Below are 18,962 nucleotides of genomic sequence, written 5' to 3'. Positions count from 1 at the left end.
CTGAAACTGACGGCGCCGGTCCGAGCTCAAGGCACGGGGCGGCGCCGTCGTCGTTGATGCGTGACGCCATCGGCGCTGCCCACCCCATCCATCATGCGAGGACCACAAGAACATGACCGAATCCGCACACCTGCCTCATTCCACCGCTTCCGCAGGCCAAAGCTCCGGTGCCCCCGGGATTCTGCGCGCGGTGCCCAAGATCAGTTTGCATGACCATCTGGATGGCAGTCTACGTCCGGCCACCGTGGTGGAACTGGCCCGGGCTGAAGGGCACAACCTCCCCGTGGATTCCGGGGCTGAGCTTGCCCATTGGATGGTTCAGGCCGGGGACTCGGGATCATTGGAGAACTACCTCAAGACCTTTGAACACACCCTGGCGGTGCTGCAAACCGCGGAGGCGCTGCGGAGGGTGGCCAGGGAAGCCGTGGAGGACCACGTGGAGGACGGCGTCATCCACGCGGAGGTTCGGTGGGCTCCGGAACAGCACCAAGCCAAGGGTTTGAGTCTGGACCAGGCGGTGGATGCCGTTCAGGCCGGCCTGAACGACGGTATTGAGGCAGCTGCCGCTGAGGGCTACGAAATCTCTGCGGGGCAGCTGCTGTGTGCCATGCGGCAGGGAACGCGGTCTGTGGAGATTGCCGAACTGGTGATTTCGCGTTTTGACCCGGTGAGCCCCGGTGGAGTCCTCGGTTTTGACCTGGCGGGACCGGAAGATGGCTTCCCGGCCGGTGACCACACGCAGGCATTGGATCTCTTGGCACACCATCTGATCCCCGTGACCGTTCACGCCGGAGAAGCCGCCGGAGTGGAATCGATCCGCGGCGCGGTGGTGGACGGAAGAGCACTGCGCCTGGGGCACGGTGTTCGCATTGTGGAGGACATCACGTTGACGGATGCCGCTGACGGGGACGTTTCCATAGACCTGGGGCCCGTGGCCACCTGGGTACGGGACCGCGGCATTGCTTTGGAAGTCTGCCCCGAATCCAACCGGCAGACCCGCGCCACCCCCGCCTGGAACCCGCCGGAGAACCTGGTCCGGGTGTTGGGCCCCGGAACAGCTGTCCACCCCGTGGGTTTCCTGCACCGCGCGGGCTTTCGAGTGGTGCTCGGTCCTGACAACAGGCTGATCTCCGGTACGGAGATTTCCGATGAACTGGGCCGGCTGGTGAATCTGCACGGTTTCACGTTGGACGACGTCGAAACTCTCCAACGCAACGCCGCCCAAGCTGCGTTTGCACCCCTGGATCACCGGGTCATGTTGGAAGCTCGGATCACGGAGGAGTTTGCGGCCCTGCGGGATGCCGGAATGCAGCTGGGGCTGGGGGATTTGCTGGCCGGTGAGGGAGGCGATCAGTGGTGAACGACCCCGTGGCGGCCGAACCGGAGGCACCGGAGGTTCCTGACACCACTGCGGTCCAGACGGTGAAGCCTGGGGAAGCGGCTGACAAGTTCGCGGAGCTGGTGCGGGTCATGGATCAGCTGCGCTCGCCGGGTGGATGCGCCTGGGATGCGCGGCAAACTCACGAATCCCTGCTGAAGTACCTGGTGGAGGAGACCTACGAGGTCATTGAGGCGGTTGAATCCCAGGGAAGCCCGGCGGCGCACCGTGCGGAGTTGGTGGAGGAACTGGGAGACGTGCTGCTCCAGGTGATTTTCCACGCCCGGGTGGCTCAGGAACGCTCGGAGTCGGATGGTGGATTCACAGTGGAGGACGTGCTGGATGCCATCACGGCCAAATTGGTGCGCCGCCACCCCCAGGTATTCGCCCAAAACTACCGCGACACTTTGGGTACTCAGGCTTCCGACGCTGCGCTGCATGCGCGCTGGGAGGATCTGAAGAAGCAGGAAAAGCCTGAGCGCAGTGGCCCGTTCGACGGCGTTCCACCCGGGTTGCCGGCCCTGCAATACACGGAGAAGATCCTGGCCAAGGCCCGCCGCCACGGACTGGAGCCTGCCGCACCTGTGGTGAGTGCCGACGTCGTACCTCCAGGTTCCGAGGAAGAGCTCGGAGAACAGCTGTTCGAGCTGGTCCGGCAGGCAACCGCGGCCGGTCTGGACCCGGAACGTGCGTTACGCACCACCACCCACCAATTCCGCCGAAATCATGGTTAGTGGCAATTTCTGAGGCGAAATCCTAGGGAATCCATGTTTTCGGCGGAGGGGAGGGCTCACCTGACGGCGAACGCCCGGCAACAATGCGGTGGGGATGCTCAGCGGTGGTTAGGCTGGAAGCAGTCTGCCCCCGCGTGAGCGCACAGGGCGGTGTTCACGACGCCGCACGGGCTCACCCACAGGCATGTGTACGGGGTGGAGAAACTAGCCGACGTACCAGCAGAGGAGCACGTCCCATGGCAATGATCATTGATGTCCACGCACGCCAGATCCTGGATTCCCGCGGAAACCCGACCGTCGAATGTGAGGTGCGCCTGGAGGACGGCTCCTTTGGCCGCGCAGCTGTTCCCTCCGGCGCATCAACGGGTGAGCACGAAGCCGTTGAGCGCCGCGATGGTGACAAGTCCGTGTACCTGGGCAAGGGTGTCCTGGGCGCTGTGGAGGCCGTCAACGAGGAAATCGCTGAAGCCATCATCGGCTTGGAGTCCACCGATCAGCGCCTGGTGGACCGCACCATGCTGGAACTGGACGGCACCGCCAACAAGGGCAAGCTCGGCGCCAACGCCATTCTGGGCGTCTCCCTGGCCGTTGCCCGCGCCTCCGCCGATGAAGCCGAGTTGCCGCTTTACAAGTACTTGGGCGGCCCCAACGCTCACGTGCTGCCCGTTCCCATGATGAACATTCTCAACGGTGGCTCCCACGCGGACTCCAACGTGGACATCCAGGAGTTCATGATCGCCCCGATCGGTGCGGCCACGTTCTCCGAGGCCCTGCGCTCCGGCACCGAGGTCTACCACGCGCTGAAGTCAGTGCTGAAGGACCGCGGTCTGAACACCGGTCTGGGTGATGAGGGTGGCTTTGCCCCCAACCTGGAATCCAACCGCGCCGCACTGGACTTGATCCTGGAAGCCATTGAGAAGGCCGGCTACGTGCCCGGCAAGGACATTGCCTTGGCCCTGGACGTTGCCTCCTCCGAGTTCTTTGACAACGGCTCCTACACCTTTGAAGGTGCCCAGAAGTCCGCCGAGGAAATGGCTGCCTATTACGAGCAGCTGGTCAATGACTACCCGCTGGTCTCCATTGAGGATCCCCTGGATGAGAACGACTGGGAGGGCTGGGCAAAGCTCACCGCTTCCGTGGGCCAGAAGGTCCAGCTGGTGGGCGATGACCTGTTCGTGACCAACCCCGAGTTCTTGGCCCGCGGCATCCGCGAGCACGTGGCCAACGCCCTGCTGGTCAAGGTCAACCAGATCGGCTCCCTCACGGAGACCCTGGAGGCCATCACCCTGGCCCAGACCAACACGTTCCGCTGCATGGTCTCCCACCGCTCGGGTGAGACCGAGGACACCACCATTTCGGACATCGCCGTGGCCACCAACGCCGGTCAGATCAAGACCGGTGCTCCGGCCCGTTCCGAGCGTGTGGCCAAGTACAACCAGCTGCTGCGCATTGAGGAAGCCCTGGGGGAGTCGGCCGTGTACGCCGGCGCCACCGCTTTCCCGCGCTTCACCGCCTGATCTGCGCAGGCTCCTCCGGCCTGGCGTGAAGCGCTTGGCCTGAGATCACTCACCGTGACCGTCCGGAAGCACCGGGCGGTCACGGTGTTTTTGAACGGCGGGATCAGCTGGCAGCATTAGACTTTCGCTGCAACATGACGACGGCGCCCACAGCACCTCATCCGGTCGTCATCCACTTGCTCCCGACTCGGCACCCGGTCGAGCCCCTTCCCCCAGCTACCCAGGAGAGTTCACGTGCCTACCGGCGATCAGCGCAGCGCGCGCACGGCCTCCACGGATTCGTTGTCGGTGGCACGGGTCGCCCGGGGTTTCAGCGCACGACGACGCCTCCTCCTGGTGATCGTCACCATCTTGTTGATCGTGTTCTTGGCGGCACCCACCACCAAGATTTATCTGGATCAACGTGCGGAGATCAACGCGCTGCAGCAGAACATTGCGCAGACTCAAACCTCCCGGGATGAGTTGGAACGCCAGGTGAAACTGTGGGATGACCCAGAGTACGTCCGTCAGCAGGCTCGGGAACGGCTGCTGATGGTGGAACCGGGCCAACGGTCCTATCTGGTGGTGGGTGCCGATGCAGTAGGGGATCAGGCCCCGCAGTCTTCGGCTGTCCAAGAGGAGGCTGACCGTGCGGCATGGGCAGATGCCCTGTGGGGTTCCGTCTTGGATGCCGGCTGGCCGCAGGAGCGCACCAGTTCCAGCCAGGCAGAGAACTTTCCACAGCTCGGTGGTGGGTCTGTCCCGGAAGCGACGGAAACTCCCATTCCGGCACCGAGCTCGGACGCTGAGACCAACCAGGATCAGCAAAATTAGACTCAGTCCCTATCAAGCTGAGCCGAACCCGCAGAACATTGATCAGGAACAGAACTGAGGCCAATCGTGACCGAGCAGCCAGACCGAGCGGACAAGCCCATGGTGACGGACACGCCACCGCAGACCAGTGCGCAGGACACCGCACAGCGTGGGGAGGTCGCATCTGCCCGAGGGCTGAACTCCAGCCCGGACACGTTGGCGCCCACGGAGCTTGATCTTCAGGTGCTGTCGCGGCAATTGGGGCGGACAGTGCGCGACGTCGTGGAGATTCCGGCCCGGTGTGTGTGCGGCAATCCGCTGGTGGCGGCCACGGCGCCGCGGCTGTCCAACGGTACCCCGTTTCCCACCGTTTTCTACTTGGCGCATCCCGTGATCACGGCGGCCGTGTCCCGGTTGGAGGCTGAAGGGGCTATGTATGCCATGACGGATCGCCTGGCTCAGGACGCCGATTTGGCAGCTTCCTATGAGAGTTCTCACCGAGATTTTCTGGCCGAGCGCGAGCGTATCCGGGTGGCATCCGGTACGGGTGAGGTTCCGGAGATCGAAGGTATTTCCGCCGGGGGGATGCCAACCCGGGTGAAGTGCTTGCACGTACTGGTGGGGCATGCCTTGGCTGCGGGACCGGGAGTGAACCGGCTGGGGGATGAAACCCTGGAGATGATTGCCCAGACCTGGGACGGGCTCAGCTGCCACTGTGACCCAGCGTGGCGTGAGCCCCAATCCCATACCGGGTGAGCCTCATACCCATCCCATCCGTGACCGCCCGGGCCCAGGGCCCAGAACCGAAGGACAGCAACATGCGCGTTGGCGCGATTGATTGTGGGACAAACTCGATTCGCCTGCTCATTGCAGACGTCGGCAACGGCGGCGGCGCGGATGGAACGGCACCCACGCTGACCGACGTGGTGCGTCTGAACACCATCGTGCGCCTGGGGCAGGGCGTGGATGCCACCGGGTGGTTGGCACAGGAGGCACTGGATCGTACCTTTGCCGCAACTGAGCACTACTCGGATCTGCTCCAAGAACACGGCGTTGATGCCCTGCGATTCGTGGCCACTTCAGCAACCCGCGACGCCGGAAACCGGCATGTTTTTGTGGAGGGAATCCGTCAGCGTCTGGGAGTGGATCCGGAGGTGATTTCCGGTGATGAGGAAGCTGCGCTGTCTTTTGCGGGGGCTTCCCTGGTGGCCCCTGCCACCGGTGCCGATGACCGGGTGCTGGTGGTGGATCTGGGTGGTGGCTCCACCGAGTTCGTACTGGGTTCGGCCGACGGCATCATGGCAGCGCGTAGCGTGGACATTGGTTGTGTGCGGATGACCGAACGTCACCTGGGCTCCAACCCACCCACCGCTATGCAGCAGCAGGCCGTCCTGGAAGATGTGGACCGGGCCGTTGACCACGTGATGCAGTCCGTACCTTTGGACCAGACCCGCACGTTGGTGGGGGTGGCCGGCTCCGTCACCACCATCACGGCTCATGCGTTGGGCCTCGGGGAATACGACCCGGAGAAACTCAACGCCGCAGTGTTGGATGACCAACAGATTGTGCGGGCCTGCCGCGAGCTCACGGAGATGACCCGGGAACAGCGCGCGGAATTGCCGTTCATGCACCCGGGGCGCGTGGATGTGATTGGCGGTGGGGCTCTGGTCTGGCAGCGCATTGTGGAACGTGTCACGCAGGCAACCTCCGGGCGCGTACATTCGGCCACCACCAGCGAGCACGATATTTTGGACGGAATTGCACTGTCACTGATCACTGACTGAACCGGATGACTCATGCCTACTGCCCGGAGCCGAAACACCACTGAACCCGTCGTAGCGTCGGCACTCGCGGGGAAACTGCGCGAAGTGTGTAAAACCGCGCGTGCCACCGCAGGTGTAGGTCTTGCCGGGCTCATGGTGGTCACGGGGGCGCTGGTGGGCGTCGTCGTCGGGACGAATGGTGGGGCCGTGGTGGCCACACCCGCGCACGCCAATCCCGTGGTGCCGCAGCAAACGCAGCAGCCAGTTCCGGACGGTCCGGCGCCATCCATCCCCATCACGGACCCCACTGACGTCCCCACCTTTGATCAGATGCGGTCATTGAATGCCACGGAGGCTCGTGCGGCCGAATACTGGCTGGATGAGTACGGCGTGCGCGATGCGTGGTCGGAGGCTACCGGCAAGGGCGTGAAGATTGCGGTGATCGACACGGGCGTGGACGGTAGCCACCCCGACCTGAAGGGGGCGGTGGGCAAGGGTACGGATGTGTCCGGCGTCGGCGCGTCCAACGGTCAGAAGGGTCTGGGGGCGGAACCGCCCCACGGGACCATGGTGGCCTCCGTTGCCGCGGGCCGTGGTCACGGTGCCGCCAGCGACGGCGAACCGGGTGGCAGCACCGGGGTGATCGGGGTGGCTCCCGGGGCTGAAATCCTGCCCGTTTCCACCTATTTGGGCACTGAACGGGACGATGTGCGTTCCACCGATGAGCAGATCCCCGATGCCGTGCGCTGGGCCGTGGACAACGGTGCAGACATCATCAACATGTCCGTGGGCTCACCGCAGCAGACCTGGCCCGAGTCCTGGGATTCTGCCTTTGAATACGCGGAGGAAAAAGGCGTTCTGATCATTGCCGCCGCCGGCAATCGCGGAAACGGCATCACCCAGGTGGGAGCTCCGGCCACCATCCCCAGCGTGCTGACCGTTGGCGGTGTGGACCGCAACGGGCAGGCGGGCCAGGAGTCCTCCTCCCAGGGCATCTCCATTGCGGTGGCAGCCCCCTCCGAGGATCTGGTGGGGGCTGTGCCCGGGGATGGATACAGCGAATGGACTGGAACCTCCGCCGCAGCACCGATCGTGGCCGGGACGGCGGCGTTGATCATGGAGAAGTATCCGAATCTCAGTGCCCAAGGTGTTGCGCACCGCATCACGGCATCAGCCAAGGATGCCGGGGCGGAAGGGCGGGACCCGCTCTACGGATACGGCATCCTGGACGTGAAGGCGGCCGTGACCTCAGACGTTGCCCCCATGGAAGGTGATGGTCCGCTGGGCTCCATGGCCGAGTGGGTGCAGATTCACCGCCGCCATGATGCCACTGCAACCTCCACCGCCCAGGCTTCAGCCATGCCGCTGACCCAGGAGGTCACGGCAGAAGCACAAGCACCTGACCCCGTTGTGCCCTTGAACTCAACCGGTGCGCTGCCCATTGTGATCTTGGTGGGCTTCGGCGTGCTGATTGCGGCGCTCACGGGGGCTGCGGCCTGGCATATTCGCTGGCTGCTCAAGGGCGGACGCGGTTCCAAGTCTTGACACCGCGGTGCGCCTGGCTGCGCGTATTCCAGCCGGTGGCTCGATGCGGTGCGCCCCCATCAGGTTTCTGTGTTGCACCGTATGACTTCTCCCGCTCGCACCATTACGGTGTGAGCTGAAACAAGCCGTGATCTAGGGGTATCTGGCGCACGGTGCACAGCTGTCTGCGTTTAGACTCGTGGGCATGGTTGACAATTTCTTGGCAAAGGACCGTAACCGGATCCTTATCGTCGGCGGTGGCTACGTTGGCTTCACCGTCGCCCAGCAACTTCAGAAGCGCATCAAGGCTTCGGGTGGCGTGGTCACAGTGGTGGACCCCAACCCGTACATGATGTACCTGCCGTTCCTTCCGGAGGTGGCCGCGGGCAGCATTGAAGCTCGCTCCGCGGTGGTTTCCCACCAGCAGTACCTCAGCGACTCCGAGCTGGTCTCCGGGCGTGTGACCGCAATTGATCACGCCAATCGTGTGGCCACCGTACAGACCATCGCCGATGGCCCCGTCCTGGAAATTCCCTACGATGAAATCGTGGTGGCCGGTGGTTCCGTGACCCGCGCCTTCCCCATTGAGGGCTTGGGCGAATCCGCCATCGGCATGAAGTCCATTGAAGAGGCCGTTGCCGTCCGTAACTGGGTTCTGGAGCGCATTGGGATCGCCTCCCAGACCACCGACGACGACGTCCGCCGTCGTGCGCTGACCTTTGCCGTTGTGGGCGGTGGGTTTGCCGGTGTAGAGACCATTGCTGAGCTGGAAGACATGGCACGTACCGCCGTGGAGCGCGATCCCCGCCTGAAGGTTTCGGATCTGCGTTTTGTGATGATCGAAGCCATGGACCGGATCATGCCGGAGGTGTCCAAGGAGCGTGCCGAGAAGGTTGTGGCGCACCTGCGCTCGCGGGGCATTGAGGTGCTGCTGAACACCTCCCTGGCCTCTGCGGTGGACAACCACTTGAAGCTGATCAACATGAAGGACAAGTCCCCGGCTGGTGAAATCGACGTGGACACCCTGATCTGGACCGCCGGCGTAGCGGCCAACCCGTTGTCCAAGAGCTCGGACTTCCCGTTGGACGAGCGCGGCCGAGTGCGTGCCGGTGCGGATCTGCGTATCACCGGGGATGACGGTCCCTTGGAGAAGGCATGGGCCGCCGGGGACACCGCAGCCGTGCCGGATCTCTCCGGCGGTGGCGTGGGCGGTTTCTGCGTGCCCAACGCGCAGCACGCCGTGCGTCAGGCTCATGTGTTGGCCAAGAACATCTTGGCTGCTCGTGAAGGCCGTGAGCTGCAGGATTACTACCACGAGAACATCGGTGCCGTGGCCGGCTTTGGCCTGAACAAGGGTGTGGCCAACATCAAGGGCGTGGAGTTCCAGGGTTTCCCGGCCTGGGCCATGCACCGTCTGTACCATGGTGCAGCCATTCCCACCCTGGAGCACAAGGCGCGTGTGTTCACCGAATGGGGTCTGAACATGATCTTCGGGCGCAACACCGCACCCATCCGTCACGTGCGTGACCCGCGCTTGAACTTCCAGTCGGCCACCGGCCAGGAAGTGGTGCGCACCAAGATCAAGTTGTGATCTTGGAATGAGGGCCGGCCCCTGGTGCTGCCCGCGGAGGTGACCGCTGCGTCGTCGTTGTGACAGCAGTGCAATCCAGCGGGTGTGCAGGGGGCCGCTCCATGCCCCCATAGCCCAATTGGCAGAGGCAGCGGACTTAAAATCCGCCCAGTGTGGGTTCGAGTCCCACTGGGGGCACTTTTGGCCTTCTCCACAAACTTTCGCCACGTAAAATGCGTTTTGGCGGGCGCTGCAGCGCATTTGCCACGTTCAAGTTGTGAATCTTGCAACTCCAGGAGGTAAACAGTGGTAAACCAGAGAGTGGTACAGGTGGTGTGGGCACATCCGCGTGCTGATTCCCTTACAGCTTCAGTGGTGGCCGATGTGATCTCGGAACTTACCTCTGCCGGGGTCCGGGTGGATGAGATTGATCTCTACCGGCAGGATTTTGACCCGGTGCTCTATCCCCCGGACGAACCGGACTTCTCCACCCTGGACAATGTCTACAGCGACGAGGTCATGGCCTTCACACAACGGACACGTGAGGCCTCAGCGGTAATTTTCATTTTTCCGGTCTGGTGGTACTCGTTGCCTGCGCGCATGAAAGGGTTCATCGACCGAGTGTGGAATTACGGAACCTTCTACGGCGGTGGCCGAAGGCTGGGGATCCCCGCTGTTCGGTGGATTGCATTGGCAGGTGACACCGAGGAGAAGTATCGCAAGCGCCATTATGACTCTTTGATGGATCACCACCTCAACACCGGGATCGCGGGCTATTGCGGTGTTTCTGACAGCCAACTTCTCTTGCTCTACAACACAGCGGGTACAAATGTGGCAGACATGGACCAGCACGCACAGGAGCTGAAGGACGCAGCCCGTAGGGTGGCACGCGAGCTGGTTGGAGCTGTCTGAGTTCCTGTTGCTGAAACTTTGCGCACGGCAAATGCGTTTTTGCGGCTGCTCCCGCGCATTTGCCGCGTTCAAGTTCCCCGGAGGTGCCTGCGGGAGCCGACCGCCGGGAGCCGACCGCGTACGGTGGGAGCATGCGCTTTGAAGTGGATGCGATCCTGTTCGACATCGACGGAACCCTGGTGGATTCCACCTCTGCCGTGAACCGGTCCTGGACCACCTGGGCTGAACGGCACGCGTACGACGCCGCCGCGATTCTCGCGGTCTGCCACGGCCGCCGAGCCGCAGACACCCTGGCTGATTTTGTTCCAGCTGACCAAGTGGCAGATGCGGAGGCTGAACTGCATGGCCTGGAGATGGAAGACCTGGATTCGGTGATTCCACTGCCCGGGGCGGCAGCACTTCTGGGAGAACTGCCACAGGACCGGTTTGCCGCTGTGACTTCAGGGGACCGTGAACTGATGACCGCGCGACTTGCTGCAGCGGGGGTTCCCGTTCCAACAACCATGGTGACCGCTGAAGATGTTGTCGTGGGCAAGCCAGACCCCCAGGGTTATCTTTTGGCCGCCGAATTGCTCGGCTTTGATGCCAAGCGGTGCCTGGTGGTGGAAGATGCTCCAGCCGGACTCAAAGCCGGTCTGGCGGCAGGTTCCCAAGTCTTGGCAGTGGCCACCTCCCACGACCCTGTGGATGTTGCACCTCACGCGCACGCCGTTGCTGAGAATCTGTCCGCCTGCACTCTGGAGATCGCCCCGGACGGGAGCCTGGTACTGGTGACTCGTTAGCACCTGAGCTAACCAGGCTGTTGGTGTGGCATGGAGCCTGCTCGGCTGATCCAATTCAGGATACGAGTTCCGTGAATAACTCTATGATCAAGGAAGCTCCAAAAATGGTGAGGAAGACTCCTGCGATTTTGGTGATCCACGGTATCCAGCGGGTAATCACGCGGAGGTTTCGGTACCTGCTGATGAGAGCCGCAAGAGCTAAGTCCCACCCGAGAACAACACTGAACATCCACAGGCCGTAGCCCACCATGGTTGCGGGTCGAATAGGACCCAGGGCGACTGCCAAGCTCACATAGAAGAGCACATTCTTGGGATTCGACACCCCTGAAGCGAAACCCAGTAACCAGTTTGTCCTCCAGGACGGACCACCTGCTGCGGCGACTGGCTCAATCTCAGGCGGTGTCTTGGCGCGGAGGAAAACCAACCCTACATAGACCAAAAAAGCTCCGCCGAGTCCGCGCATCAGCATAAAAACAGTGGCGCCTGCCAAGAGGTGCAAGCCGGCAAAGGCGGCGGCGATGAACAGAGCGTTCGCGCACGCAACTCCCAAACAGACACCGCTGGCCGACCGCCATCCTTGGAGCAGCGCAGTCCTGAGTATGAGGAAAAAATCAACACCGGGGACCAGCAGGGCCAAGAAATGGGCGAAGGCGACTGTGACGAATTGATCCATGGGGCCTCACAAGGACAGGAGAGGGTGTCCTTGCATGCTCCACGGTCGGGCATATGTGAGTCTTGAACGATATTGCTCAGGCTCGGAAGCCGCCGGGCGTTGCTGCCACGTGGGATCGAAAGATGCGGTGGAAGTGGCTTTGATCAGCGAAACCGAGCATTTGTGCTGTCTCGGCCAAGGACTTTCCCTGACGCAAAAGGTCTCTGGCCTTGAGAATCTGTGCGTTGTGATGCCAGGCCACTGGGGTGAGGCCTGTGGCTGATTTGAAAGCGCGGATCAACTGGAAACTGCTCATCTCAACCAACTGGGCAAGCTCGTTAAGAGGTGGGGTAGGGCCGGGGGCGCTCAGCCTGTCCATCACAGGCTGAAGCCAGTCCTCGGTGTCCGACGTTCGCGGACGTATGGCAAGCGGAGAAGACGTCAGATGAAGTGTTTGGAGTGCGCTCCGAAGCTGTCGTTCCAAGTCGGTGACTGGCGCATCGTCAAGAACTGCTTGTGCAAAACCCGAAAGTTGGCTGTATACAGCGGCCTCGTGGGTCACAGTTACGCCCCTCATGAGACTCGTTGCTGCTTGTGCGGGTAGCTGGGCGGCAACCCATGCCTGGTCCGCATGAACCATTCGGTATTCCCAACGCCCTGCATGGGGATTGCACGAATGGACGGTGTGGGAGGGGATTGCAACGCAATCGCCTGCGCTGAGGTTCAAGGTCCGGCCATCTGAATCCCTGAATTGTGTGCGCCCGTGATCAATGATCCCAATGGAGAAGGCGTCATGTGTATGGGGGCGGTAGCACCGCAAGCTCTGAACCGACTGCCGGGCTTCCAGATGAGGAAGCATTGTGCTGCGTGTGAACTCGGACACGGGATCATCATGGAACATCAATGCGTCTTGAACAACTTTGCAGACTCTGGCCGGTTTATCGTTTGTCCTCTCAAGCCCCTAGTTTGGTTCCATGGGAGATGCGAATAACCGAGCTTTGGCGATGCCTTGACGCAGTATGAGGCATCGCAGTCCACCCGTGACCCCATTGTCCTCACCGGCGAGTTCGAGGACGCACTGGTTCGGCTGAACAACGGCGAAAACTTGTTTCTGACCGGTAAGGCCGGAACGGGTAAATCCACGTTGATCAGGAGGTTCTTGGCTGGGACGGGGCGCAACGTCGTGGTGGTGGCACCCACTGGCATTGCGGCACTCAATGTTGGCGGTTACACGATCCACCGGCTGTTCAGCTTTCCGCCGTCGCTCAGCCCGGAGGTGGTGCGCGGGAATGGGTACTACCCGGGCCGTTTTGCGGGGACTCTGCGGGAGTTGCAGACGCTGATCATTGATGAAGCGTCCATGGTCCGGGCTGATTTGTTCGACTGCCTGGCAATCGCGCTGGAGCGGTTCGGTCCCAAGCCGGGGGAGCCGTTCGGTGGTGTGCAGCTGGTCTTGGTGGGTGATCTGTACCAGTTGCCGCCGGTGGTGGCGGAGGGCGAGCGGGCTTATTTTGAGACCACCTACAGTTCGCCGTATTTCTTTGCCGCGCAGAAATACAACCGTGAACAATTCCCCACGGTTGAGCTGACTCGGGTATTTCGCCAGGTGGGAGACACCCGGCTGGTGGAGATCCTGAATGCGGTGCGTCAGGGCACTTTGCTGCAAGAAGCCCGCCAGGAGCTGAATACGCGCACGGACAAGGATTTTGTGCCGCCGCTGCACGAGTTCTGGCTCACGTTGACCACCACAAACAGGATGGCCACCTCCCGAAACCGGGCCATGCTGGAACAGATCGCTGAACCCGCTGTCACGCATTTTGCCCAGTCCACGGGTGATCTGGATGGTTTTGAGAAGCCCACGGATGACGCCCTGACCTTTAAGGTGGGCGCCCAGGTCATGCTGCTCACCAATGACCCGTGGGACCGGTGGGTCAACGGGACGATTGCCAAGATTGTGGACCAGTACCGGCAGGCGGGGGAGCAGGTGGCGGTGGTTGAACTGCCGGACCGGACCCACGTGGAAATCCACCCCTACACGTGGGAAGTCACCCGTCCCACGGTCCACAACGGGGTTCTGAATCACGATCTGATCGGCACCTACACGCAGCTTCCTTTTCGTCTGGCGTGGGCGGTCACCATCCACAAGAGCCAGGGCCAGACGCTGGAGCGGGTGGTGGTGGACCTGACGGGTGGCACCTTTGCCGATGGTCAGCTGTACGTGGCGTTGAGCCGGTGTACCTCCATGGAGGGGCTGGTCTTGCGCCGGGATGTGCTGGCCAAGGACCTCAAGGTGGACCAACGGGTGCGCCGTTTCCTGACCGCCGAACGTGCGCACGGCGGCCACAGTCAGGGCAAGGTCTACATCGGCATGTGCACGGTGGGGGACGTGGGCCAGCGTTGGCGCCCCCGCCCCGTAGAGATTGCCCTGGTCACTGACGACGGCGTTGAGCTCACCACCCTGGTCAACCCCACCCGGGACATGGGTCAGGCGCGCAGCGACTACGGGATCACGGCCGGGGACGTCCAGCTGGCGCCGCTGCTCACGGAAGCCTGGGCGGCACTTGAGCCGTACCTGGCCGGGCGGATTCCGGTGGGTCCCAACATTGACCGTGACTTGGGCTGGCTGGACTACGAACTCAAACGCATGGGGTACGTGGTCACCATGCCGCTGGGAGTGGATCTGCCCCTGAGCGGGGCAGACTTTGACCAGCGCCAACACCTCTACGCCCCGACTGCTCTGGAACGTGCCCGCGCGGTCCGGGACATGGCTCGCAGCGCTGAACTTTCGCAGCACAGCGCGGAGACCTTCACCGCCCCGGCGGGCCGACCCGGGTACCTCATGCCGCGCAGTCCCGCACCGGCCCCGGGCACGGTGCGATTTCTGGTGGCCCCGGGGGACCGGAAGAACTCCGTGGAGACGGCCCTGGCTGCCATGCTCGCCGGGGCTGCTCAGCGCTCGCGGCTGGATCACGCCACGCAGGCTGTGGTGAGGGCTGTCGAATCAGAGACGGGCACGGCCGTCCTGGATTCCACCTACGACGACGCCCCGCAGCACACCATTGATTCCGTCCTTCAGCCTGGCATTCGGGTGTGTTTCACCGGCGAGGTGCAGGACGCAGCGGGGCGCTTGGTGGACCGGTACCGCATGGAGACTCTGGCGGCCTCCCACGGGCTGACACCGGTGGCGAATGTGACCAAAACCCGCTGCGACGTCCTGATCTCCGCTGAGTCGGGTTCCCAGTCCCGCAAGGCGCAGAACGCCGCCAAATTCGGCAAACCGGTGTTCGCCGCAGTTGAGTTCCTGGCCTGGGCCAACGGAGAGGTTTCACAAGGTTCGACGACGACGGACGAGGCACCAACGGTCGTCGTCGAACCTCTGTTGCCGCAGCCGTGAGGTCGCGGTGAAAATCAGTCTCAGCGGGTGAATCTACCTTCCGAATTGATGACCTGCCCGGTGATCCACGTGGCCTCATCCGTGAGCAGCCAGGTGATCAGGCGGGCAGGATCGTCTGGTTGGCCAAAGCGTCCGAACGGGAACATGCTGCGTACCTGCTCTCAGGCGGACGGTTCCAGGTACCCAGTGTCCACGGGGCCTGGGTTGACGGTGTTGAGCCGGATTCCGGCCGGTGCGAGTTCGTGTGCGAGCGTGCCTGTGATTCCAGCCAGTGCCGCCTTGGAGGTGGCGTAGGCAACTTCATCCGGCATGGGGCCCTGGCCCTGTCCGGAGGTCAAAAGAACCACCGATCCGGCAACACCTTGTGTGGCAAAAGCCTGGGTGAGAAGTAGTGATGCCCGGGCATTGACGGCCCAGTGGTGGTCCAGATCCGTCGCAGAGATGGAGCGCAGGGGAGCATCGGACCCGCTGGCTGCCTGATTGCACACCAGCGCCTCCACCTGACCGAACTCCTGTATGGCGGCCTCCACGACTTTGGCCGGCACGGTGGCGTCGGCCAGATCCCCGTGCATGTCAGCCACACGTGCGCCATCCACCGCGTGTTCGCTGACGCCGCTCAGTACGGCATTGATGTCATCGTCTCCCCACGGCTGACGGGCGTCATGCGGGGAGTAGTGGTGGCAGAACACGTTGGCGCCCAACGCGGCAGCCCTGCACGCCGTGGCATACCCAATCCCAGCCCGTCGACTCACGCCCGTGATCAGTACAGAGCGTCCCCGCAGTGGAAGTGGATCGCGGCTCAGGGGTGATAGTTCCATGGGGCAAGTGTGCCCGATGGCCCGCAGCACTCGATGACGCCCAACACACCCAGGGCGGGGCACAACGCTATGTCTGTCTGGGGCAGGCGAACCCTCACGTGACTGCCCCATCAGCAGCTGATGGGGCAGTCACGTGAGGGTTCGGCATTTCAGGATTTGACCAACCGTGCGATGGCAGCGGAAGCCTCCGCAATCTTGGCCTCCGCCTCCGGCCCGCCTTTCTGCGCTGCCTCCAGCACACAGTGTTTGAGGTGGTCATCCAGCAGGGCCAAGGCCACGTTCTCCAGGGCACTGGTCATCGCGGAGATCTGGGTCAGGATCTCAATGCAGTAGGTGTCCTGGTCCACCATCCTGTGGATTCCGCGCGCCTGCCCCTCAATCCGCTTGAGCCGAGCCAGGTACCTGGCCTTTTCACTCATGTAGCCGTGGTGCGGGGGCTCACTGTCAGCGTGGCCTGCTGGATGTACGACGTCGGTGGGTTCAGTCATCGGGAAACTCCTGCTGTGTCCGGCGCCGGGGTGGCTGCCGAGGCGAAAGACCGCAATCGTAGGCTGTTGGAGACCACAAAAACGCTGGAGAACGCCATGGCGGCACCGGCCAGCATGGGGTTGAGCAGTCCCAGCGCCGCCAGCGGAATCATGGCGGTGTTGTAAGCAAAGGCCCAGAAGAGGTTGCCTTTGATGGTGCGTAACGTCCGCCGGGACAATCGAATGGCATCCGCTGCGGCCTGAAGATCGCCGCGCACCAGCGTGATGTCTGCCGCCTGAATGGCAGCATCCGTCCCGGTTCCCATGGCCAGGCCAAGATCAGCTTGTGCCAAGGCGGGGGCATCGTTGACGCCGTCTCCCACCATGGCCACCACCTTGCCGGATTCTTGCAGCGAGCGCACCGCGGCAACCTTCTGCTCGGGAAGAACCTCCGCCATGACCTCCTCAATACCCACGGCTTGAGCCACCTGATGGGCCACGGCGTGGTTGTCACCGGTCAACAACACCGGTTGGAGCCCGAGTTCTTTCAGCTGGGCCACAGCCTGCGCGCTGGTCGGCTTGATCTGATCGGCCACTACCAGGACGCCGCGTACCTGAGCGTCCCAGGCCACCATCACCGCCGTTCCGCCGCGTGTCTGAGCCTCTTCCATGGTGGTTCGTAAGGCGTCGGGCACGGTCATGGACTGATCCGCGATCAAGCGTTCACGGCCCACCACCACCGTGTGTCCGTCAACCACCGCCTGGACGCCCAGCCCTTCAATGTTCTGGAAGGACTCGGGCTCGGGTAGGTGCCCCAGCTGCTGCGCGGCGGCATGCGCGATGGCCTGAGCTATGGGGTGCTCGGAAGCGTTCTCCGCCGCACCGGCCAGCCTCAGCACCTGGTTCTGATCCACCCCCTGTGCGGGAATCACACCGGTCAAGGCCATGTTCCCCGCCGTGACGGTTCCCGTCTTGTCCAGGACCACAGTGTTTGTCCGCCGGGTGGATTCCAGCACCTCCGGCCCCTTGATCAGAATGCCCAACTGCGCACCGCGTCCCGTGCCCACCAGTAGCGCGGTGGGTGTGGCAAGTCCCAGGGCGCACGGGCACGCGATGATCAGCACGGCCACCGCGGCCGTGAATGCCGTGCTCACGGGCTGTCCGGCCAGCAACCAGCCGACCACCGTGCCCACAGCGATGATCAGCACCGCTGGAACAAAAACCCCGGAAATCCGATCGGCCAACCGCTGGACCCTGGCCTTGCCGGACTGAGCTTCCTCCACCATGCGCGCCATCTGCGCCAGTTGCGTGTCCCCACCCACTCGCGTGGCCCGCACCACCACCTGACCACCCTTGTTGACGGTGGCTCCAGTCACCGCATCCCCGGAGGCAACCTCCACGGGCACCGATTCACCGGTCAGCATGGAGGCATCAATGGCGCTGCGGCCCTTCACCACGACGCCGTCCGTGGCCACCTTTTCCCCCGGCCGCACCACGAATTCATCCCCCACGGAAAGGGACTCCACGGCAACCCTGTGCTCGACACCGTCACGTAGGACGGAGACCTCCTTGGCTCCCATCTCCATGAGTGCCCGCAGTGCGGCACCTGCCTGGCGCTTGGACTTCTTTTCAAAGTAGCGTCCGGCCAGCACAAACGTGATCACTCCGGCGGCGACTTCAAGGTAGATGGCGCCCAGCCCGTCGGTGCGGGACAGAGTGAGCTCAAAGGTGTGGGTCATGCCCGGATGCCCGGCGTGACCAAAGAACAAGGCGATCACGGACCACAGCAGAGCGGCTGTGGTGCCCACCGTGATCAGCGTGTCCATGGTTGCTGCCCCGTGGCGCAGATTTTTCAGGGTGGCTCGGTGGAAGGGCCAACCGGCCCACACCACCACGGGGGCAGCCAGGACCAAGGACGCGAATCCCCAATAGTCAAACTGCAACGCGGGGATCATGGCCATGGCGATCACCGGGACGGAGAGGATGACCGCCCCGATCAAGCGTTGACGCAGGGAGTCCAGTTCCGCATCACGTTCAGAGACCATGCCGGTGTCGCCGGTGGGGCTGGCGCTCGCAGAACGGGTCAGCATGGCTTCCGGATGGCCGCCAGCAGCGGCGGACACGGGGCCGTCGTCGTCGTTCTTGTGGGGTGCTGCTGGTCCAGGAGTGGAGGCTGGCGGAAGTGTTGCGGTGTAACCGGCCTTTTCCACCTCCGCCACCAGAACGGAGGGATCAAGCGATGCGGGAGCCTGGACCGTGGCTTTTTCCGTGGCGTAGTTGACGCTGGCGGCCACACCGTCCAACTTGTTGAGCTTGCGTTCCACGCGAGCCGCGCATGATGCGCAGGTCATGCCGCCCACTGGAAATTCAAGGTGGACCAGGTTGGGTGGGGTGGTTGGTTGTTGGGAAGCCGTTGAGGTGGCCATGACGCTCTCTTGAGGTGATGGTTCGGTTGGTACATCCCTACATATACCCCCGTGGGGTATATGTGCGCAACGATGTGGGTCACGATGCCATAACCCCCGTTCGCCCGCAGGGGAGCGGGACTGCGGGCTCGCGGGCAGCTGGTACCGTAGTTCCGGAATTCCTGTACGCCCACCGCCCTGCTTTCCGGCGATCCACCGTGACCCACGGCCCAACCCGGGAAGGCAGCACGAAA

General features: G+C 63.0%; 15 protein-coding genes, 1 tRNA gene and 1 pseudogene. 12 read left to right on the top strand and 5 right to left on the bottom strand.

Annotation, left to right across the window (positions count from 1 at the left end):
* Positions 1 to 112 precede the first annotated feature (112 nt).
* From Q4G32_RS02075 to Q4G32_RS02025, 11 genes are all read left to right on the top strand, one after another.
* Positions 113 to 1,360, top strand: a complete 1,248-nt coding sequence (locus Q4G32_RS02075) for an adenosine deaminase (protein ID WP_303348856.1) — start codon at positions 113 to 115, stop codon at positions 1,358 to 1,360.
* Positions 1,354 to 2,112 (top strand): MazG family protein, encoded by a 759-nt coding sequence (locus Q4G32_RS02070; protein WP_303348854.1) that lies wholly within the window; start codon positions 1,354 to 1,356, stop codon positions 2,110 to 2,112. Before Q4G32_RS02075 ends, Q4G32_RS02070 begins: the two co-directional genes overlap by 7 nt.
* Positions 2,113 to 2,348: 236 nt before the next feature.
* Entirely contained in the window at positions 2,349 to 3,629 is a 1,281-nt protein-coding gene (gene eno / locus Q4G32_RS02065) for a phosphopyruvate hydratase (protein WP_303348852.1), read from the top strand.
* A 234-nt stretch (positions 3,630 to 3,863) separates the two neighbouring features.
* Positions 3,864 to 4,442 (top strand): FtsB family cell division protein, encoded by a 579-nt coding sequence (locus Q4G32_RS02060; protein WP_303348850.1) that lies wholly within the window; start codon positions 3,864 to 3,866, stop codon positions 4,440 to 4,442.
* A gap of 66 nt (positions 4,443 to 4,508) precedes the next feature.
* Positions 4,509 to 5,177: a DUF501 domain-containing protein gene (locus Q4G32_RS02055; protein ID WP_303348848.1), complete on the top strand. Its 669-nt coding sequence runs from the start codon at positions 4,509 to 4,511 to the stop codon at positions 5,175 to 5,177.
* 62 nt (positions 5,178 to 5,239) lie between these two features.
* The gene (locus tag Q4G32_RS02050) at positions 5,240 to 6,205 is read left to right on the top strand and encodes a Ppx/GppA phosphatase family protein (RefSeq protein ID WP_303348846.1); all 966 of its coding nucleotides are present in this window, start codon (positions 5,240 to 5,242) and stop codon (positions 6,203 to 6,205) included.
* A gap of 84 nt (positions 6,206 to 6,289) precedes the next feature.
* Positions 6,290 to 7,729, top strand: coding sequence for a S8 family peptidase (locus Q4G32_RS02045; protein ID WP_368660347.1), 1,440 nt, complete (start codon positions 6,290 to 6,292; stop codon positions 7,727 to 7,729).
* A gap of 184 nt (positions 7,730 to 7,913) precedes the next feature.
* Positions 7,914 to 9,299, top strand: a complete 1,386-nt coding sequence (locus Q4G32_RS02040; RefSeq protein WP_303348845.1) for an NAD(P)/FAD-dependent oxidoreductase — start codon at positions 7,914 to 7,916, stop codon at positions 9,297 to 9,299.
* Positions 9,300 to 9,402: 103 nt separating this feature from the next.
* Positions 9,403 to 9,476 (top strand) — tRNA-Leu (locus Q4G32_RS02035).
* 108 nt (positions 9,477 to 9,584) lie between these two features.
* Positions 9,585 to 10,190, top strand: a complete 606-nt coding sequence (locus Q4G32_RS02030) for an NAD(P)H oxidoreductase (protein WP_303348844.1) — start codon at positions 9,585 to 9,587, stop codon at positions 10,188 to 10,190.
* Positions 10,191 to 10,321: 131 nt separating this feature from the next.
* A complete protein-coding gene (locus tag Q4G32_RS02025; RefSeq protein ID WP_303348842.1) occupies positions 10,322 to 10,972 on the top strand; it encodes an HAD-IA family hydrolase in 651 nt (216 codons plus the stop codon).
* 55 nt (positions 10,973 to 11,027) lie between these two features.
* On the opposite strand, the gene Q4G32_RS02020 is transcribed toward Q4G32_RS02025, so the two are convergent.
* On the bottom strand, positions 11,028 to 11,645 hold the full coding sequence (locus Q4G32_RS02020; RefSeq protein WP_303348841.1) for a LysE family translocator: 618 nt from the start codon (positions 11,643 to 11,645) through the stop codon (positions 11,028 to 11,030).
* Between the two features lie 76 nt (positions 11,646 to 11,721).
* Positions 11,722 to 12,483 (bottom strand): AraC family transcriptional regulator, encoded by a 762-nt coding sequence (locus tag Q4G32_RS13905; protein WP_368660351.1) that lies wholly within the window; start codon positions 12,481 to 12,483, stop codon positions 11,722 to 11,724.
* A gap of 150 nt (positions 12,484 to 12,633) precedes the next feature.
* Here Q4G32_RS13905 and Q4G32_RS02015 point away from each other — a divergent pair, with 150 nt between their 5' ends.
* Positions 12,634 to 15,018: an AAA family ATPase gene (locus Q4G32_RS02015; RefSeq protein ID WP_303348839.1), complete on the top strand. Its 2,385-nt coding sequence runs from the start codon at positions 12,634 to 12,636 to the stop codon at positions 15,016 to 15,018.
* A 20-nt stretch (positions 15,019 to 15,038) separates the two neighbouring features.
* On the opposite strand, the pseudogene Q4G32_RS02010 reads toward Q4G32_RS02015, so the two are convergent.
* From Q4G32_RS02010 to Q4G32_RS02000, 3 genes and pseudogenes are all read right to left on the bottom strand, one after another.
* Positions 15,039 to 15,836 (bottom strand): annotated as a pseudogene (locus tag Q4G32_RS02010) (SDR family oxidoreductase).
* A 149-nt stretch (positions 15,837 to 15,985) separates the two neighbouring features.
* Positions 15,986 to 16,324 (bottom strand): metal-sensitive transcriptional regulator, encoded by a 339-nt coding sequence (locus Q4G32_RS02005; protein ID WP_303348838.1) that lies wholly within the window; start codon positions 16,322 to 16,324, stop codon positions 15,986 to 15,988.
* Positions 16,321 to 18,729, bottom strand: coding sequence for a heavy metal translocating P-type ATPase (locus Q4G32_RS02000; protein WP_303348837.1), 2,409 nt, complete (start codon positions 18,727 to 18,729; stop codon positions 16,321 to 16,323). The genes Q4G32_RS02005 and Q4G32_RS02000 overlap by 4 nt, the downstream gene beginning before the upstream one ends.
* Positions 18,730 to 18,962: the final 233 nt, after the last annotated feature.

This window comes from Kocuria sp. (assembly GCF_030538595.1).
Taxonomy (GTDB): domain Bacteria; phylum Actinomycetota; class Actinomycetes; order Actinomycetales; family Micrococcaceae; genus Kocuria.
Note: the sequence above shows the minus strand (reverse complement) of the source record. Positions and strands in the feature narration are given on the sequence as shown.